This is a genomic window from Sphingomonas sp. DMC6 (assembly GCF_056314225.1).
Map to the genome: position 1 here is coordinate 747,584 of NZ_JBQUYT010000001.1, position 16,956 is coordinate 764,539.

Below are 16,956 nucleotides of genomic sequence, written 5' to 3' on the forward strand. Positions count from 1 at the left end.
TCCTGAGCCCCTCCCCTCATGGGAGGGGTTGGGGTGAGGCGGTGTCTCACCGAGACCAACAAACGTTCTGGAATCCCTCCACCCCCAACCCCTCCTCCCAGGAGGAGGGGCGGAAAAGGTCCGATGCCTGACTTCGCTATTTCCGCCGATCCATCCGTCCAGCACCAACTCGATCGCCTGACTGCGCTCTCGCCGGGCGCCGACATTCTCGGCCTGGAGCGCATCACCCGGCTGCTCGAACGTGTCGGCAATCCGCATCTCCGCCTGCCGCCGGTCCTCCACGTCGCCGGCACCAACGGCAAGGGCTCGACCTGCGCCTTTCTGCGCGCGGCGCTGGAGGCGGCAGGATTGCGCGTGCATGTCTATTCCAGCCCGCATCTTGTCCGCTTCAACGAGCGGATCCGCCTCGCCGGTCGGCTGATCGACGACGACACGCTCGCGCCGCTGCTGGAGGAAGTGCTCGATGCCGGCGGCGATATCGGCGCCAGCTTCTTCGAAGTGACGACGGCCGCCGCCTTTCTCGCCTTTTCCCGTACACCGGCAGATGCGTGTGTGCTGGAAGTGGGGCTCGGCGGGCGGCTTGATGCGACCAACGTCGTGCCCTGCCCCGCCGCGACGGCCATTGCCCAGCTCGGCATCGACCATCAGGCATTTCTGGGCGACACGCTGCCGCAGATCGCCCGCGAAAAGGCTGGCATCGCCAAGCCCGGCGTGCCGCTGGTGACGATGCGCTACGATCCCGAGATTGCCGCCGTGGTCGCCGCAGCCGGCGCACCGGTACTGGCGCAGGGCAAGGCATGGGACTTCGCGGTCGCGGGAGACCGCCTGGTGTATCGCGACTCCCGCGGCACCGTAGAAACGCCGCTGCCGCAACTCGCCGGGCCGCACCAGCCGGGCAATCTCGCGCTGGCCATTGCCGTGCTGCGCCACCAGACCACGCTCGACATTCCCGATACGGCCCTCGCCGCTGCCGCCACGGGCGCACGCTGGCCTGCGCGCATGCAAAAGCTCGGTGCCGGTCCGCTGACGGCGCTGCTACCGCCGGGCAGCGACTGCTGGCTCGACGGCGGGCATAATGCCGCAGCCGGCGAGGTGATTGCCGGCAGCGTCGCGACACTTGTGGCGCCGGAGCGCCCCTGCCACCTCGTTCTGGGCATGCTCGCCAACAAGGATCCGCTGGGGCTGCTTGGCCCGATCGCGCACCGCCTTGCCAGCATCACGGCCGTCCCCGTGCCGGGCCATGCCCATCACGCACCCGAAACGCTTGCATCCCTCGGCCACGACCTTTCGATTCCGACGACCGCAACGGCGAACGATGTCGCCGAGGCACTGTCACTTATTGCGCAACACGCGCAACAAGCATCGCCTGCCGTGCTGATTCTGGGCTCGCTCTATCTCGCGGGAACCGTGCTGGAGGCCAATGGCGAACTGCCGGACTGACGCAGCGCGCAACCCGTAGTTATTGCGATTGACTATCAATAGCGGATTTGCATGATGCTTCCGGTAGCCAGCCGGAGAGTCCCATGCCCGTGTCCGTCCAGAGCCTTGCCACTGCCCTGCCCCAGTTCCAGCCGGAGGATCCGGGCGCGCGGCTGTTGCTGTTCGGCATTCGCCAGACCGGCGCGCACGGCTTGCAGGATGCAAGCGCGGCGCACGCCTTCATGGTCGCGTTCGGCAAGCAGTTTCGTCGTCCGCTGGTCCTGCTGCGCGCACTGATGCAGGAAATGTCGGCAACTGCAGCGGGTCCGGTACAGATCGCACCCTGGTGCTGCCCGCGCATGACGGCAAGCGAATCCGGGCTGCTGGCGGCGCTGGGCAAGGTGCGTGACAACCCTCAGGGCGCAGCGTTGCTGCTGGCCGACCTTCTCGGCATCCGTGACGCGCGCGGGCTGATCCCCACCGCCCATGCACTGGCAGAGTCGTTCGCGAACCTCGCCCTGCCGCTGGAACCCTAACCCCGCCGCAGCCGCGCCAGCGTCTCGCTCGCCCAGCGATACATGTCTGCCTCGGCGGCGCGCTGCTGGCGATCCATCCGCTTCATGCGGAACTCGACTTCTTCGAGCACGGCGCGTGCCGTTACCGTATCGCCGGTCTCGATCAGCAGCGCCGCATAGCGGCACCGCGCCTCTTCCCCGGTGTAGCGCGTCGATACATCGGCATAGAGCGCCAGCGCCTCCGCCGTACGGCCGAGATGTTCGTATATCTTGGCGCGGAGCAGGCCCAGCCGGTCCCGCTCGCTCTGGCCGCTCGGATCGGGCAGCGCATCAAGGACCACCAGCGCTTCCCCGCTCTGCCCAGCCTCGTGCAGCGCCGCCGCCAGCTTCGCCTCGGTGCGCGGATCGCCGCTGCCGTGCAGCAGCGCCAACGCCTGGCGGTAGAGCGGCACCGCCTCGCTCCAGCGCCCCAGCGCCACCAGCGCATCGGCCATCCGCAGCCGGTTGGCGGCGGTGTCGGCGAGTTCCAGCGCCTCACGGGCAGCGCGCAACTCGCGCTCGGGGTCCAGCGCTGCCACCGCGCGCGCCCGGGCGGTGCGGACGTGGCGGTTGGTGCCCATGCCGGGCAGTATCTCGACGATCAGATAGGCAATGGCGCTGACCATCGGCAGGAAGATCAGCGCGCCGAACCACATCGGGTTCCGGCTGTGCCGCATCAGGTGGACAATACACAGCACCTGGATTCCCAGGATCACCAGATACGGCATGTTCGATCAATGCTCCCCCGTCGTCCCCGCACTGCCGATCGACCGATCGACCAGGCCGGTCCGCATCATCCACCAGTAGATCGCCACGCCGGGCAGCGCGATGATCGTGGTGAAGATGTAGAAGTCGATATAGCCCATCGCCTTGATCAGCGCACCCGCAGTCGTGCCGGTGATGAAACGACCCAGGATGCTGGCCCCCGCCGAAATCAGTGCATATTGCGCGGCCGTGAAGCGCAGGTCGGTCAGCGCCGAGAAATAGGCGATCACCACCACCCCGCCGATCCCGCTGGAGATATTCTCGAACGCGATAGCGCCCGCCATGACGATGTTGGAATGGCCCATCGCGGCGAGAATGGCGAAGCTGAGGTTGGAAACCGCCATCAGGATCAGGCTGAGCATCACCGATCGCTTCATGCCCATCCGAGCATACATCACGCCGCCCAGAAACACGCCGATCATGAAGGCGAGAAAACCGAGCGAGACGTCGTAGAACGCAATCTCGTCATTGCTGAAGCCCAGATCGTTGAACAACAGCCGGAAGGTCAGGTTCGCCAGCGTGTCGCCAATCTTGTGGACCAGGATAAAGGCTAGGACGATCCATGCGCCTTCGCGCGCGAAGAACTGCACGAACGGCCCCCAGATGGCGCGGACGACGGTTTCGACGCTGCGGCGTTCGGCGGGCGGGCGATGGCGCTCCGGCTCGCCGATCAGCAGGCCCGTCACGACTGCCGGCACGGCGAACAGGGCGCAGAAGAGATAGCCCGCGCCCCACCCTGCGCGGCCGGCGATCACCAGCGCCAGCGCGCCGGCCCCGGCCGAACCGATCCGCCAGCCATATTGCCCCATGCCCGAACCATAGCCCAGCTCGCTCGGCTTCAGGATTTCGATGCGATAGCCGTCGATAACGATATCGAACGTCGCGCCCGCCACGCCCATCAGGATGGCGGCATAGACAGTCGGCCAGATATTGGCCGGGTCGGGATTCACCAATGCCAGGTTCGCCGTCGCCGCCACCACCATCGCGCCAGCGAGGATCAGCCAGGACACACGCTGCCCCAGCCGTCCGAGCAGCGGGATCGGCACGCCGTCGACGATCCAGGCCCAGAAGGGCTTCAGGTTATAGACGAGGATGGCAAGCGTGAATGCCGTGACCGTGGACTTGTCGATACCGCCTTGCGCCAGTCGGCTGGTGAGCGTCGCCCCGATCATCGCGAAGGGAAAGCCCGACGAAAGCCCCAGCGCAAACGACGCCAGCGGCCCGCGCTCGAAATAGGGCCGCACACCTTCAGGCAGGTCTGCCCGCCAGTCCGCCGGCGCCGCCGCCCGGCCGGCGAAGAACGCGACCACCAGCGCCGCGATGGCGGCCGGGAAGCCGAGCGCAGGCGCCAGCGTCGCACCCGCCAGCACCTTGGGCGGCGAGAACAGCGTGAACAGCACCGCCAGTGCAATCAGCACGGCGCTTGCCAGACTGCCGCCGACGATCAGGCTCGCGCCACCGCGCCGCCGCCACAGCACGCCCAGCACCAGCGTGGCGGCGAGCGTGATCAGCCCCAGCAGGAACGTCATCGACGGGGCAAGCGCGGCCTTGCCCGCGCCCTGCCAGCCGGTAACGAATGCAAGCCCGCGCACCGACACCGGCGCTGCGCCCGGCAACGCGATGGTGATCCAGGGCAACGCAAGCGCCCCCAGGGCGGCGATCAGCGCAGCGAGGGCGAGGAGATCGGCGCCCCGCGAAGCGGAAGGCGCGGATAGCGGAGTGGTTTGGTTCGACATTCGGGGCGGAAACTAGCCGAATTTTCGGGGGAGAATAGCCTCCACCACGCCGCACGACCTCTCGACCGCGCCGGCATTCAAAAAAACCTGTTGCTAACCCCCTTTGTTCAGGCTGCCGTTCAGGAAGCGCCTCTATAACACAGGGAGTAGATAACAGGAGAACCGCCGATGTCGCGCTCCCCGTCGCGTCCCACTGCCCGCAGCATTGCTCGCCCCCAGCCGGCGTCGCCCGCCGCTATCGTGGCGAAACTGGCGGTACTGGCGTCGGTGTTCAGTTGGGCCGGCGTTGTAGTGGCGCTGCTCTGGCATTGATCGCTGCAGGTTACACCTGCCGCTGATCCTCACTCTCTGCAAGAAACAGGCTGAAGCTGGGCGGGAGGCGCCGCGGCAGCGCACTCCCCGCCAGCACCGCTTCGATGGCATCGATGGCGGCCACCAGATCGCGCTGGGCATAGGGCTTGGCGAGACACCCCGCTGCCAGCGCCCGAGCATCCGCCGGGCAGCTTCCCGTTACGAACAGCACCGGCACGCCGCGCGCCTGCGCCGCCTGCGCCACCTCCACCCCGCTGCCATCGGCCAGATTGATGTCGGCCAGAACGAGATCGAGCCCGCCACCGCCCCCGATCACGCGAGTCGCATCGCTGACCGAGTCGACCGTGGCGACGATGCGAAAGCCCGACTCGCGCAGGAAATGTTCGGTATCAAACGCCACAAGCGGCTCGTCCTCCACGACGAGAAGCTGTTCGATACGCCGCTTCTTCCTGCCGAACCGCATTCGTTTCGTATCCATATTCTGCTGCTTTCCAAGCGCCTAACGCGCGAAAAGCTTCTCTGCGCCGTATAAATTTTTGCCCGGGCAGTCATAATCGCTATATCGCTGCGGTGTCTGAAACCAAGCCTCCCAAATCGGGCGGTACGCCGCAGCGTATCGCCAAGCTGCTCGCCCGCGCCGGCATCGCCTCGCGTCGCGAGATCGAACGGATGATCGCCGAGGGGCGGATTGCCCTGAATGGCGCCGTCCTCGATACGCCGGCGACCATCCTGACCTCACTGCACGGCGTCACCGTCGAAGGGAAGCCGGTCGCCCAGCCGGCACCCGCACGCCTGTTCCGTTATCACAAAGCCGCCGGACTCCTGACCGCAGAACGCGATTTCACCGGCCGCCCGACCATTTACGACCGGATGCCGGAGGGGCTGCCGCGCGTGATGCCGGTCGGCCGGCTCGATCTCAATACCGAGGGGCTGCTGCTGCTGACCACGGACGGCGAGTTGAAGCGCCAGCTCGAATTGCCGGCGAGCGGAGTCGAGCGGAGCTATCGCGCCCGCGCCTATGGCCAGGTGAGCCAGGAACAGCTTGAAGACCTGATGCTCGGGATCGAGATCGAAGGCGTCCGCTACGGTCCGATCAACGCCAATATCGAGCGGCGGACCGGCGCCAATCTGTGGATCGAAATGACCCTGACCGAGGGCAAGAACCGCGAAGTGCGCCGCGTGCTCGAACATCTCGGGCTGCAGGTCAGCCGGCTGATCCGAACCCGTTACGGCCCCTTCTACCTGGGCGACCTGCCTGCGGGCGACGTGGACGAGATCCGCCAGGCCGACCTGATCACCTTCCGCACCGTGCTGTCCAAGCCCGGCGGCGGGAAAGCGGCGTCGAACCTGCAATTTGCGGTGCGCCAGCGCGTGGTGGAGCCGGCCGAAAAGCCCGCGGCTAAAGTGGAACCGGAAGGGCGCCGTCGCATCGCGCGCCCAGCGCCCGCGGCGCCCAAGGGGCCAACCTTCACCGCCCGAACCACTCCCAAGGCCAAGGCAAAGCCCGTAGCCGGCGAGGAGCGTGCCCGGACCGCCGGAAAACTCTCCGCGCGCGCATTGGAAGGCGGCGTAGCCAAACCCGCGCATGCTGCCCGCGCTAAGGCATTTCGCGATGCGCAAGATCCGCGCCCCGGCGATCTGGTCGATCGGCCGCGCGGCCGCCGCGACACGCGCGGCGAACAGTCCGGAGAGCGCGCCCGCTCGCCCCGCAATGCGGAGCAAGGCACCGAACGCGGACGCCCGCTCCGCTCAGCCGGCAATGGGGACGAGCGGCCGCGTGGTCCGCGTCCGCCGCGTCCGGGCGGCGGTGGCAGACCCGGTCGCCCCGGCGCCTCGCCCCGCCCGCCGCGGGGGCGTAGCTGATGCGGATCATCGCCGGGGAATGGCGCGGCCGCCCGCTTGCCGCACCCAAGGGCGACACGACTCGCCCGACCGCCGACCGTACCCGCGAGGCGCTGTTCTCGATGCTCGCCTCGCGCCTCGGTAGTTTCGAGGGGCTGGCCGTGGGCGATTTCTTCGCCGGATCAGGGGCGCTGGGGCTGGAGGCACTGTCACGCGGCGCCGCTTCGTGCCTGTTCGTCGAACAGGACCGCGCCGCGCTCGATGTGCTGAAGGCCAATATCGCCAAGCTGGGGGCCAAGGGCGCGGATGTGCGCCCCGGATCGGTCCTCGCGCTCGGCCCGGCCCGCGCACCGCTGGATCTGATCCTGATGGACCCGCCCTATGGCACCGGCGCGGGCGCCGTCGCGCTCGACAAGCTGGCGCGGCTGGGCTGGACCGGCCCCGGCACCTGGATCAGCATTGAAACCGCACGCGACGAGGCCGTGGCGGTGGAAGGCTTCGTGGTCGATGCCGACCGCATCCACGGCAAGGCACGGCTGACGCTGCTGCGGGCGGGATGAGCACGGTGGCGAGCCAGCATGGAACAGCGGTTGCACCAGCGCTGCTCCATGCATGGCTGGCCGGCCGCTCGATCGCGCGCGGACTGCCCGCCCCGGTCGCGGATCATGGTGGCTACCGCGTCGATACGCGCTCCGAAACCGAATATTGCCGCTGGGTATTCGCCGCGCCCGCCCCTGAGATCACAACGCTCGCGCAGAGCATTTGCCAGGCCGGCAGGCTGATCAAGCTTTGCGACAGCGCAGAATGCCTCCGCGCGCTGCTGCCTACCGGGTGGCAGTTCCATACGCCCAGCTATTTCATGCAGGCGGGCGAATGGCAGGCCGATGCCGCCTTGCCGACAGGCTATCGCTGCACGATCGAAACCGACGGTCCCGCGATGCGTGCGATCATCCTGACCGAAGGCGGCGAAGGCGCAGCATTCGGTTATGCCGGCGAAACCGCAGACGCCTTTGTCTATGACCGGATCGTCACCGCCCCCGAGCATCGCCGCAAGGGGTTAGGCACGATCGTGATGGCCGCGCTGCACGCCGCACGCACGCGCACCGATACGCCAGAGCTGCTCGTCGCCACGGAGGACGGAAGGCAGCTCTATCAGCGGCTCGGCTGGCACGTGCTGTCGCCTTACACCACTGCTTCGATTCCAGCGGAATAAACCCGCCGTACCAGCGCCAGCCCGGCGAGGCTGAGCAGCGCCGCGCCCGCCAGATACCAGCCGACCATGCCGATTCCGCCCCGCTGCACCAGCGTTTCGGCGATCAGCGGCGTCAGCCCGCCACCCAGGATGCCGCCCAGGTTGAACGTCACCGACACGCCGGTATAGCGCACGCGCGCGGGGAAGAGGCTCGGCAGCCAGCCCCCCAGCGGGCCATAGACGAAGCCCATCACGAACAGACCGGCGGCAAGCCACACGAACACCGTGCCCAGCGCGCCCGGCACCAGCAGCCACGGCATCGCGACGCCCAGCGGAATCATCGCGATACAGCCAAGCGCCAGCGCCAGCCCCGGCCCCCGCCGGTCTGCCAGCCAGCCGGCCAGCCCGATGCCGAGCGCCATGAACAGGATCGCCGCCAGTTCGACGCCCAGAAACGCCTCGCGCGGATAGTGCAGGCTCTTGGTACCGAAGCCGATCGCGAACAGCGTCGCGACATAGAAGAGCGCGAAGCACGCGATCGTGCCCAGCGTGCCGGCAATCGTCGGCCCCAGATGGTGGCGAACCAGTTCGCCCAGCGGCACCTGCGGCGAGTGGCCCTGTTCGACCACTTCCTTGAATGCCGGCGTCTCGGCGATCCGCAGCCGAACCCACAGGCCCAGCCCCACCAGCACCGCGCTGGCGATGAAGGGAAGCCGCCATCCCCAATCGCGAAAGGCAGCGTCGTCGAGGAACGTGCCCAGAATCAGGAACAGGCCATTGGCGGCGATAAAGCCGACCGGCGCGCCGAGCGGCGGAAAGCTGCCATAGCGATAGGCCCAGCCCTTGGGCGCATATTCCACGGCGAGCAGGCTCGCCCCGCCCCATTCGCCGCCCAGGCCGAAGCCCTGTCCGAACCGCAACAGGCACAGCAGCAGCGGCGCCAACCAGCCAATCAGCGCATGGGTGGGCAGACAGCCGATCAGTACCGTCGAAAGCCCCATCAGCATCAGCGAGGCGACGAGCGTTGACTTGCGCCCCAGCCGATCGCCGAAATGGCCGAACACCAGTCCGCCCAGCGGTCGCGCGAAGAACGCCACGCTGAAGCTGGCATAGGCCGCCACCTGTTGCAGCCAAGGTTCCTGCGCGGGAAAGAACAGCGGACCGAACACCAGCGCCGTCGCGGTGGCGTAAATATAGAAGTCGTAGAATTCGACCGACGTGCCAATCAGGCTCGCGAACAGGATGCGCCGGTGCGATGCGGCGGGTGCTGTGTTCATGCGTCTTCCTCCCCGCCCCCTACCTCGGCCCAGCGCGTGCGCGGGTCAAGCGCGCGCTTTTGCGGGGGTAAGCGAGAAAGGCGCGCCATCGTTCAGCGAGCGGTCACCTTTGTTTCGGTAGCGAGCTCCTGCACTCGCTGCACCGGATTTAGGGAGACGGATAATGCGCGAATCGCCTGTGAAGCGTCTGGTCTACGCAACCCTGTTCGCCGCTTCGGCTGGCCTGCTGGTTGCCTGCTACAACCCCGTAGACCATTTGAAAGCCAATCTGCGCGCCGATACGCAGGGCGTGGGGCAAAGCCTCCACCTGGCGGTGCGCGACCTGCAACGCGAAAGCGTCAGTCTGTAGCATGGAAGGCGGGGCCGACGGCCCCGCCGTCTCGCTCAGTGGAGCCCGAAGGTGCGGACCGCAGTGAGCATCAGCCAGTAAAGGCTGCCCGACAGCAGCATCGCCGCCGGCAACGTCATCAGCCACGCCAGCGCCATATTGCGAATCGTCCGCGCCTGCAGCCCCGCACCGCTGCCCACCGACGCACCCGCAACACCCGAAGACAGGATGTGCGTCGTCGATACCGGTACGCCGAGATGGTCTGCACCCATGATCGTCGCGGCAGCGACGATTTCGGCGGCGGCGCCCATGCCATAGGTCATGTGCTGCTTGCCGATCTTCTCGCCGACGGTGACGACGATGCGCTTCCAGCCAATCATCGTCCCGAGGCCGAGCGCGATCGCGACGACGATCTTCACCCATAGCGGGATGAAGCGCGTGCCGGTTTCCAGCCCGTTCTGATAGGCCTTCACCACCTTCAGCTCCTCGGGCTTGAAACCGTCGGGCTTCTTGGTCGCGAGCTTGGTGGTGTCGAGCACCAGATACATATCGTTGCGAACGTTCGAGGTCGCGCGCGCCGGCACCTTGCTCAGCGAGCCATAGCCCGAGACGCGCTCGACGAGGTTCTTCGACAGGGTTTCCAGCGCGGCATAGACCTTGGTGCCTTCCGCCTTGCGGTGCTGCAGCGCGTCCGTCAGCGTCGCGCGTGCATCGACCGGAGTCATGTTCAGCCCGCCGCTGCGCGCGTCGAACACGGCGGTCGCCGCCTGCGAAGTCTGCACGAAGGCGGCGGTAGCGCTCGCCGGCAGCGTGCGGTTGAGCGCATAGGCGGTAGGGGCGCAGCCGATCAGGATCAGCATGATGAGCCCCATGCCCTTCTGACCGTCATTCGAACCGTGGAAGAACGAAACGGCGGTACAGGTGCCGATCAGCAGCGCGCGAATGCCGCGCGGCGGCGGCGCATTGCCGGCGGGCGCCTGAAACAGCTGCGGCCGCTTCATGAATAGCACGCGCATCAACAGGATCAGCAGCAGCGCGCCCGCAAAGCCCATCAGCGGGCTCCAGAACAGCGCCGAGAAAACCTTCATCGCCTGGCTCCAGTCGACCCCGGCGGTGCCGCCGCGCGACCCGCTGAGGATGAGCTGGTTGGCGAAACCGACGCCAAGCACCGAACCGATCAGCGCATGGCTCGACGAATTGGGCAGCCCGACATACCAGGTCGCGAGATTCCAGAGCACCGCCGCCAGCAGCAGCGAGAAGATCATCGCAAAACCGGCGGAGGAGCCGACGTTCAGGATCAGATCGACCGGCAGCAGCGTGATGATCGAATAGGCGACGGCGCCGCTCGACACCATGACGCCCAGGAAATTGAAGAAGCCCGACCACACCACCGCCAGCTGGGCCGGCATGGAATTGGTGTAGATTACCGTGGCGACGGCGTTCGCGGTATCGTGGAAGCCGTTCACGAACTCGAAGCCAAGCGCGATGACCAGCGCCAGCCCCAGAAACGCGAACACGCCCAGCGCAAGCTGTTCGCCCGCCTCCCGGGTATCTACAAAGATGCTCCAGCCGGCAAAGGCCAGCCCGCCGACCAGAAGGAGGCCGAACAGCAACCGTGCAACGGGATGCGTCTTTTCAGAGAATCGGGGACTTCGCGGCGATTCCGCCTGCGAACCTTGTTCCATTGCGAGCGTCGCCATGATGTTAGCGCCTCTGGCTGTAGCTTGTGACAGGATGATGACGGTTTGGTGACGCGGAATACATAGATGTCAGCGAAGGCATTCGGTGTGCGTAATTCGCACGAGCTTTCCGCTGGCATCCTTCTCCTCATGCCGGCCTGCCTGACAGGCCGGCGCCCGCGCATGGTCCGCCTCCCGCCACGCCACAAAGGCTGCGACGATGGCGAGCGTAAGCACCGCCGCGAGCCGCACCTTGAGCCGGCGAGATTGGTTCGGGTTTGTCATCGGGATTTCCTGCGGCGCCTCTTACCCATGGCGGGCGCATCGCGCAATCGAGGACTTGGGCGGCTCGTCGCAGCGCGGCAACGCTTGCCGCGCACCGCTTCGTTCCCTAGTTGTTCGCGGATGTCGCATCCCACGCCCTTACCGGACGCGCCCTATCTTTCGGGCCTGAACGAACCGCAGCGCGAAGCCGTGCTCACCACCGACGGCCCGGTGCTGGTGCTGGCCGGCGCGGGAACCGGCAAGACGGCGGCGCTCACCGCAAGGCTGGCGCATCTGCTCTGGACGCGGCGCGCCTATCCCTCTGAAATCTTGGCCGTAACCTTCACCAACCGGGCTGCGCGCGAGATGAAGGAGCGCGTCGGCCGCCTGGTCGGCGAAGCGGTAGAGGGCATGCCGTGGCTGGGCACCTTCCACGCGATCGGCGCCAAGATGCTGCGCCGCCATGCCGAACTGGTCGGGCTGCAGAATAATTTCACCATTCTCGACACCGACGACCAGTTGCGTCTGCTCAAGCAGCTGATCGTCGCCAACGAGCTCGACGAAAAGCGCTGGCCTGCGCGCCAGCTTGCCGGGCTGATCGACGGCTGGAAGAATCGCGGTCTTACCCCCGCTGATCTCGATGCGGGCGAATCCGAAGCCTATGCCAACGGGCGCGGCCAGTCGCTCTATGCGCAATATCAGGAGCGGTTGCGGCTGCTGAACGCCTGTGATTTTGGCGATCTGCTGCTCCACATGCTGACAATCCTCAAGACCGATCGCGAGGTGCTGGCGCAGTATCAGCAGCGGTTCCGGTACATCATGGTCGACGAGTATCAGGATACCAACGCCGTCCAGTATCTGTGGCTGCGGCTGCTAGCCCAGGAGCGCAAGAACATCTGCTGCGTGGGCGATGACGACCAGTCGATCTACAGCTGGCGCGGCGCGCAGGTGGAAAATATCCTGAAGTTCGAGAAGGACTTCCCCGGCGCGCGGGTGATCCGGCTGGAACAGAATTACCGCTCCACCCCGCACATCCTGGGCGCGGCCTCCGGCGTGATCGCCAACAATGGCGGACGGCTCGGCAAGACGCTGTGGACCGAAAAGGATGTCGGCGAAAAGGTGAAGGTGCTCGGCGTCTGGGACGGCCCCGAGGAGGCCCGCCGCGTCGGCGACGAGATCGAGGCGCTGCAGCGCGGCGGCCTCAGCCTCGATGCCACCGCGATCCTCGTCCGCGCCCAGCACCAGACCCGCGAGTTCGAAGACCGCTTCATCGCGATCGGCCTGCCCTACCGCATCATTGGCGGCTTCCGCTTCTATGAGCGGCAGGAAATCCGCGATGCACTCGCCTATCTGCGCGTCGTCGCCCAGCCGGCCGACGATCTTGCGTTCGAGCGCATCGTCAATGTCCCCAAGCGCGGCCTCGGCGACAAAGCGCTGGCCAAGGTCCACCAGTTCGCCCGCGCACAGGACATTCCGCTCACGACCGCAGCCGCACGCATTCTCGATACCGACGAGCTCACCCCGCAGGCACGCCGCGCGCTCGGCAATCTGGTCGGCGACATGGCGCGCTGGCGGAGCATGGGGAACGACCTGCAGCACCCCGATCTCGCCCGCATCATCCTCGACGAGAGCGGCTATACTGCGATGTGGCAGGCCGACCGCACCGCCGAGGCAGCCGGGCGGCTCGAAAACCTGAACGAACTCGTCCGGGCGATGGAGGAGTATGAAAGCCTCTCCGCCTTCCTCGAACATGTCAGCCTGGTCATGGACAATGAGGCGAGTGCGGAGGAGCCCAAGGTCACCATCATGACCATCCACGCCGCCAAGGGGCTGGAGTTCGACACTGTCTTCCTCGCCGGCTGGGAAGAAGGCATTTTCCCTTCGCAGCGCGCGCTGGACGAAGGCGGCCTCGCCAGTCTGGAGGAAGAGCGGCGGCTCGCCTATGTCGCGATCACGCGCGCGCGGCGGCAGGCGACGATCCTCCATGCCGCCAATCGCCGCATCTACGGGCAATGGACTTCCAGCCTGCCAAGCCGCTTCATCGCCGAGCTGCCGCCCGAGCATGTCGAATCGGAAAACAGCATGAGCGGCGGCGAAAGCCTGTGGCGCGCCAACTGGAGCGAACGCAGCGATCCCTTTGCAGATACGTCACGCGGCACCGGCCGCGGCCCCGGCTGGCAACGCGCCGCCGGTGTCGACCCGAAGAATCCGGGCGGCGGTTTCGCGGCGCGTACGTTCAGTCGCGAGCCCGCGCGGGTGTTGGAAAGCCGCGCTTCGGCGGTCAGCTTCGGCGCCAAGCCGCGTGCCGATCTGGCGATCGGCATGCGCGTGTTCCACCAGAAGTTCGGCTATGGCACGATTGCCGAAATCGAAGGCAACAAGCTGGAGATCGATTTCGAACAGGCCGGCCGCAAGCGCGTGATGGACAGTTTCGTCTCGACCGAGTGAGCGGTTATTCCTGTGCGCCGGGTTCGACCTGCATCAGCGTGACGCCGGCATATTTGTCCAGCTCGGGATCGAAGAGGTCACTGATGTCGAACGGGCGCTCCAGCACCGTCACGTCCCTCAGCCCGTCGACCTTGAACGTCGCAATCTTCGGCTCGCGCGGCAGCATGCCTTCACGGGAAACGATCGCCGCGTCGGCGTAGAGTGATTCGTTGCGCGTATAGAGAATGTGCGGCGCGACGATCATGCGCGTACGGTTGTAGGTGATCGACAGGCAAAGCTGCCGAACGATCCCTTCGAGCACGAAGGGCGTGTTATTTACGGGTTCTTCAGGCACGGCAGCACGAGCGTTCATCTGACCAATATGATGCCAATGTTGCATCGCAGCAACCACAAAGCGCAAGCATCATGGTGCGTTTCCCTCCCCCGATCGTTGCACTATCAGCTTCGTTCAGCCGGGCTTCACGCGCAAGACTGGAAGAAGCGCGTGTTTCCGGCGATAGCATCGCCACCGTCCGCAAAGGAGAACCGCATGAAACATTTGCTCGCCCTCGCCGCCTTCGCTGCGGCCGGGCTGTCGGTCGCCGCGCCGGCATCGGCGCAGAATTTCTCGACGCCGGATCAGGAGCGCGCCCGCTTCGAAGCGGCACGCGACCGGTTCGACCGCGAATATCGCCTGTTCCAGCAGGCCTCGGAGCGCTACGCCCAGTATAGCGACTGGCTGGCGCACGCCCCGCCCCCGCCGCCCCGTTTCGACAGCCGCGACGAAGGCGATTATGATCCCGCGCGCTATTATCGCCCGGGCGACAGCGAGCGCGTGCTCGGCCCGAACGACCGCGTCTATCGCGGGCAGGACGGCCGCTATTATTGCAAGCGCCCTGACGGCACGACCGGCCTGATCGTCGGCGCAGCAGCCGGTGGCCTGTTCGGCAACGTCATCTCCAGCCGTCATTCGAGCACGGTCGGCACGCTGCTGGGCGCCATCGCCGGCGGCGCGCTCGGTGCCTCGATCGACAAGAACAACCAGATGAACAACCAGGACGTGCGCTGCCGCTGATCCCGGTATCGGGTGCCCGTGCAAAATTGCGCGGGCACCCCTTGCACACTGATTTTCCTGCCCTAGATTGAAGAATGCGGGACCGGGCCCCTCTGGCGGCGGCTTCACCTGAAGCCCCGTGATGTCGGACCGCATCGAGTGCGCTCGGTGCAGGTTCGGTGACTGTCCCAAACCACCCCCACCGCCGGGCAACTCGATCGATGCAACCATCGATAGGAAGAGGCCTATGAAAACGCTTGTCGAACGACTGATCGCCACCCACCGCAAGCTGGAGCGGGAGTTGCGCGCCGAATGCGCGCGCCGCCTGCCCGACGCCTTTCGCGTAATGCAGCTCAAGCGGCATAAGCTGGCGGTGAAGGATCGGCTCTACCAGCACATGCCCGAACCGGCAGCGCGGCTCGCGCTGGCCCGATCGGCGCGCTGACGCGCAAGCCATGGCCGTCGCGCCTTTCAAAAGACGCGGCGGCCTCTGGCCTTCAATGCCAGAACAACAGGATCAGCAGAATCACAGGGATCGGAATCCCCAATAACCACAACAGGATACCCTTGCCCATCGGCTCTCTCCAGCGAATCGATTTCGCATCCGGAAGAACCCGGCAGACACTGTTACGGTTCCGGCTGGGAACCGAGGCGAAGCTGGTGCACTAAGCGCGGCATGATTCCCAACGGCCTGCCGCTTTCCCGCCGCATCTACGCCATCGCGGCTATTTCCTTCGGCACCGCACTAGTGGTGATCGACGGCGCTATTGCCACGGTCGCACTTCCCACCATCGCTCGCGACCTGCACGTCGAGCCCTCCGCCGCAGTGGCGGTGGTGACGGTGTACCAGCTCGTGCTGGTCATGCTGCTGCTGCCCTTTTCGGGCCTCGGCAGCCGGATCGGGCTCAAACGCCTCTATCAGGGCGGGCAGCTGGTCTTCACCATCGCCACCGTCCTTTGCTTTTTCGCCAAGAGCCTGCCCTTCCTGCTGATCGTGCGCGCCGCGCAGGCGGCAGGCGCAGCGGCGGCGCTCAGCGTTTCGTCGGCGCTGATCCGCCAGATTTACCCGCGAACGCAGTTGGGCCGTGGTCTCGGCGTCAATTCGGTTGTGGTGTCGAGTTCCGCCGCGCTGGCCCCAACGCTGGGCGGGCTGGTGCTGGGGCTCGGTCCATGGCCCTGGGTGTTCGCCTCTGCCGTGCCCTTCGCGATCGCCAGCCTGCTGCTGGGGCGCGCACTGCCGGATAGCCCCCGATCGAATGCGCCGTTCGACGTAATCGGCGCGCTGCTCTGCGCCGGCATGTTCGGGCTGGTCATCGGCGGGCTGGAAAGCGGCGTGCATGGCGACAGCCCGGTCGTCTCTGCGGCAATCGTCGTCGCGGGCATTGCGATCGGCGTGGTGTTTGTGCGCCGCGAGAAGGATGAGCCCGAGCCGATCCTGCCGATCGATTTGCTCGCGCGCCCCGTACTCGCCCTCTCGGTGCTGGGCGCGTTCACGGCATTCCTCGCGTCGATGACGCTGCTGCTGTCGCTGCCGTTCCGGCTGGAGCATCTCTATGGTTTCTCCCCCTCGGAAGTCGGCGCAGTCATGGCCCCGTGGCCGCTCACCACGATGATCGTGGCGCCGCTCGCCGGTGCGCTCTCGGACCGCTATCCCGCAGGCATATTGGGCGGCATGGGCATGGCCATCGCGATTGCAGGCCTCGTCCTGCTGGGCCTGCTGCCCGCGCACCCAGGATGGTTCGACATTGCCTGGCGCATGTCACTGACCGGTGCGGGATTCGGCATGTTCCTGTCGCCCAATGCCCGGCTCATCATCGGTTCGGCGCCGGTCGAGCGTGCCGCCGCTGCGGGCGGGCTGATCGCGTCCACCCGGATGCTGGGACAAACCACCGGCGCGACGCTAGCGGCGGCACTGCTGGCGCTGAGTATCGGCAGCGGTGCCGTCCCGCCGCTCTTCGCAGCGGGGCTGGCGGCAGTAGCCGGGCTCTGCAGCCTTGCGCGCCTGCGCCCGTCGATCCGAAATCCGGCGCCAGGAGAATCGCGCGCGGCACAGCCCGCCGACGTGCGCTGATGCTTTAGTCGCCCCAAGCGAAACGATCGTTGCGGC

General features: G+C 66.6%; 18 protein-coding genes. 11 read left to right on the forward strand and 7 right to left on the reverse strand.

The features are described 5' to 3' along the window. The first annotated feature begins 123 nt into the window (after nt 1–123). On the forward strand, nt 124–1,440 hold the full coding sequence (locus ACT53M_RS03325) for a bifunctional folylpolyglutamate synthase/dihydrofolate synthase (RefSeq protein WP_476231455.1): 1,317 nt from the start codon (nt 124–126) through the stop codon (nt 1,438–1,440). 83 nt (nt 1,441–1,523) lie between these two features. Continuing rightward, entirely contained in the window at nt 1,524–1,955 is a 432-nt protein-coding gene (locus tag ACT53M_RS03330; RefSeq protein ID WP_476231456.1) for a DUF6628 family protein, read from the forward strand. Here the strand turns inward: ACT53M_RS03330 and ACT53M_RS03335 are convergent. Together ACT53M_RS03335 and ACT53M_RS03340 are read right to left on the reverse strand one after the other, a co-directional pair. Further along, on the reverse strand, nt 1,952–2,701 hold the full coding sequence (locus tag ACT53M_RS03335; RefSeq protein WP_476231458.1) for a tetratricopeptide repeat protein: 750 nt from the start codon (nt 2,699–2,701) through the stop codon (nt 1,952–1,954). The genes ACT53M_RS03330 and ACT53M_RS03335 overlap by 4 nt on opposite strands. Before the next feature lie 6 nt (nt 2,702–2,707). After that, entirely contained in the window at nt 2,708–3,994 is a 1,287-nt protein-coding gene (locus ACT53M_RS03340; protein WP_476231585.1) for an MFS transporter, read from the reverse strand. A gap of 648 nt (nt 3,995–4,642) precedes the next feature. Here ACT53M_RS03340 and ACT53M_RS03345 point away from each other — a divergent pair. Next, entirely contained in the window at nt 4,643–4,786 is a 144-nt protein-coding gene (locus ACT53M_RS03345) for a hypothetical protein (RefSeq protein WP_476231459.1), read from the forward strand. 10 nt (nt 4,787–4,796) lie between these two features. On the opposite strand, the gene ACT53M_RS03350 is transcribed toward ACT53M_RS03345, so the two are convergent. Then, entirely contained in the window at nt 4,797–5,249 is a 453-nt protein-coding gene (locus ACT53M_RS03350; protein WP_476231587.1) for a response regulator, read from the reverse strand. A gap of 107 nt (nt 5,250–5,356) precedes the next feature. On the opposite strand from ACT53M_RS03350, the gene ACT53M_RS03355 reads away from it, so the two are divergent. Genes ACT53M_RS03355 through ACT53M_RS03365 form a run of 3 tightly spaced genes read left to right on the forward strand, consistent with a single transcriptional unit; the run spans nt 5,357 to nt 7,841 of the window. Next, complete coding sequence (locus tag ACT53M_RS03355) at nt 5,357–6,649, forward strand: pseudouridine synthase (RefSeq protein ID WP_476231460.1); 1,293 nt, start codon at nt 5,357–5,359, stop codon at nt 6,647–6,649. After that, a complete protein-coding gene (gene rsmD / locus ACT53M_RS03360) occupies nt 6,649–7,188 on the forward strand; it encodes a 16S rRNA (guanine(966)-N(2))-methyltransferase RsmD (protein ID WP_476231461.1) in 540 nt (179 codons plus the stop codon). The genes ACT53M_RS03355 and rsmD overlap by 1 nt, the downstream gene beginning before the upstream one ends. Nucleotides 7,189–7,193: 5 nt before the next feature. Continuing rightward, complete coding sequence (locus ACT53M_RS03365; RefSeq protein WP_476231462.1) at nt 7,194–7,841, forward strand: GNAT family N-acetyltransferase; 648 nt, start codon at nt 7,194–7,196, stop codon at nt 7,839–7,841. Here the strand turns inward: ACT53M_RS03365 and ACT53M_RS03370 are convergent. Continuing rightward, nucleotides 7,811–9,097 carry an MFS transporter gene (locus ACT53M_RS03370; RefSeq protein WP_476231463.1) on the reverse strand — a complete coding sequence of 429 codons (1,287 nt, stop codon included), beginning with the start codon at nt 9,095–9,097 and terminating at the stop codon, nt 7,811–7,813. The two genes, ACT53M_RS03365 and ACT53M_RS03370, sit on opposite strands and share 31 nt — an antisense overlap. Nucleotides 9,098–9,260: 163 nt before the next feature. Between ACT53M_RS03370 and ACT53M_RS03375 the strand changes: the two genes are divergently transcribed. Continuing rightward, nucleotides 9,261–9,446, forward strand: a complete 186-nt coding sequence (locus ACT53M_RS03375; RefSeq protein ID WP_476231464.1) for a hypothetical protein — start codon at nt 9,261–9,263, stop codon at nt 9,444–9,446. 35 nt (nt 9,447–9,481) lie between these two features. On the opposite strand, the gene ACT53M_RS03380 is transcribed toward ACT53M_RS03375, so the two are convergent. Continuing rightward, complete coding sequence (locus ACT53M_RS03380; RefSeq protein ID WP_476231465.1) at nt 9,482–11,125, reverse strand: inorganic phosphate transporter; 1,644 nt, start codon at nt 11,123–11,125, stop codon at nt 9,482–9,484. A 69-nt stretch (nt 11,126–11,194) separates the two neighbouring features. Beyond that, nucleotides 11,195–11,389 (reverse strand): hypothetical protein, encoded by a 195-nt coding sequence (locus ACT53M_RS03385; RefSeq protein WP_476231466.1) that lies wholly within the window; start codon nt 11,387–11,389, stop codon nt 11,195–11,197. A 120-nt stretch (nt 11,390–11,509) separates the two neighbouring features. On the opposite strand from ACT53M_RS03385, the gene ACT53M_RS03390 reads away from it, so the two are divergent. Continuing rightward, the gene (locus tag ACT53M_RS03390; RefSeq protein WP_476231467.1) at nt 11,510–13,816 is read left to right on the forward strand and encodes an ATP-dependent helicase; all 2,307 of its coding nucleotides are present in this window, start codon (nt 11,510–11,512) and stop codon (nt 13,814–13,816) included. Nucleotides 13,817–13,820: 4 nt separating this feature from the next. On the opposite strand, the gene ACT53M_RS03395 is transcribed toward ACT53M_RS03390, so the two are convergent. Then, nucleotides 13,821–14,168, reverse strand: a complete 348-nt coding sequence (locus ACT53M_RS03395) for a hypothetical protein (RefSeq protein WP_476231468.1) — start codon at nt 14,166–14,168, stop codon at nt 13,821–13,823. A gap of 177 nt (nt 14,169–14,345) precedes the next feature. Here ACT53M_RS03395 and ACT53M_RS03400 point away from each other — a divergent pair, with 177 nt between their 5' ends. The 3 genes from ACT53M_RS03400 to ACT53M_RS03410 all read left to right on the forward strand — a co-directional run bounded on the left by ACT53M_RS03400 (nt 14,346) and on the right by ACT53M_RS03410 (nt 16,920). Next, complete coding sequence (locus ACT53M_RS03400; protein WP_476231469.1) at nt 14,346–14,870, forward strand: glycine zipper 2TM domain-containing protein; 525 nt, start codon at nt 14,346–14,348, stop codon at nt 14,868–14,870. A gap of 226 nt (nt 14,871–15,096) precedes the next feature. Beyond that, nucleotides 15,097–15,294: a DUF465 domain-containing protein gene (locus tag ACT53M_RS03405; RefSeq protein WP_476231470.1), complete on the forward strand. Its 198-nt coding sequence runs from the start codon at nt 15,097–15,099 to the stop codon at nt 15,292–15,294. Nucleotides 15,295–15,525: 231 nt separating this feature from the next. Continuing rightward, nucleotides 15,526–16,920, forward strand: a complete 1,395-nt coding sequence (locus tag ACT53M_RS03410; RefSeq protein ID WP_476231471.1) for an MFS transporter — start codon at nt 15,526–15,528, stop codon at nt 16,918–16,920. Nucleotides 16,921–16,956: the final 36 nt, after the last annotated feature.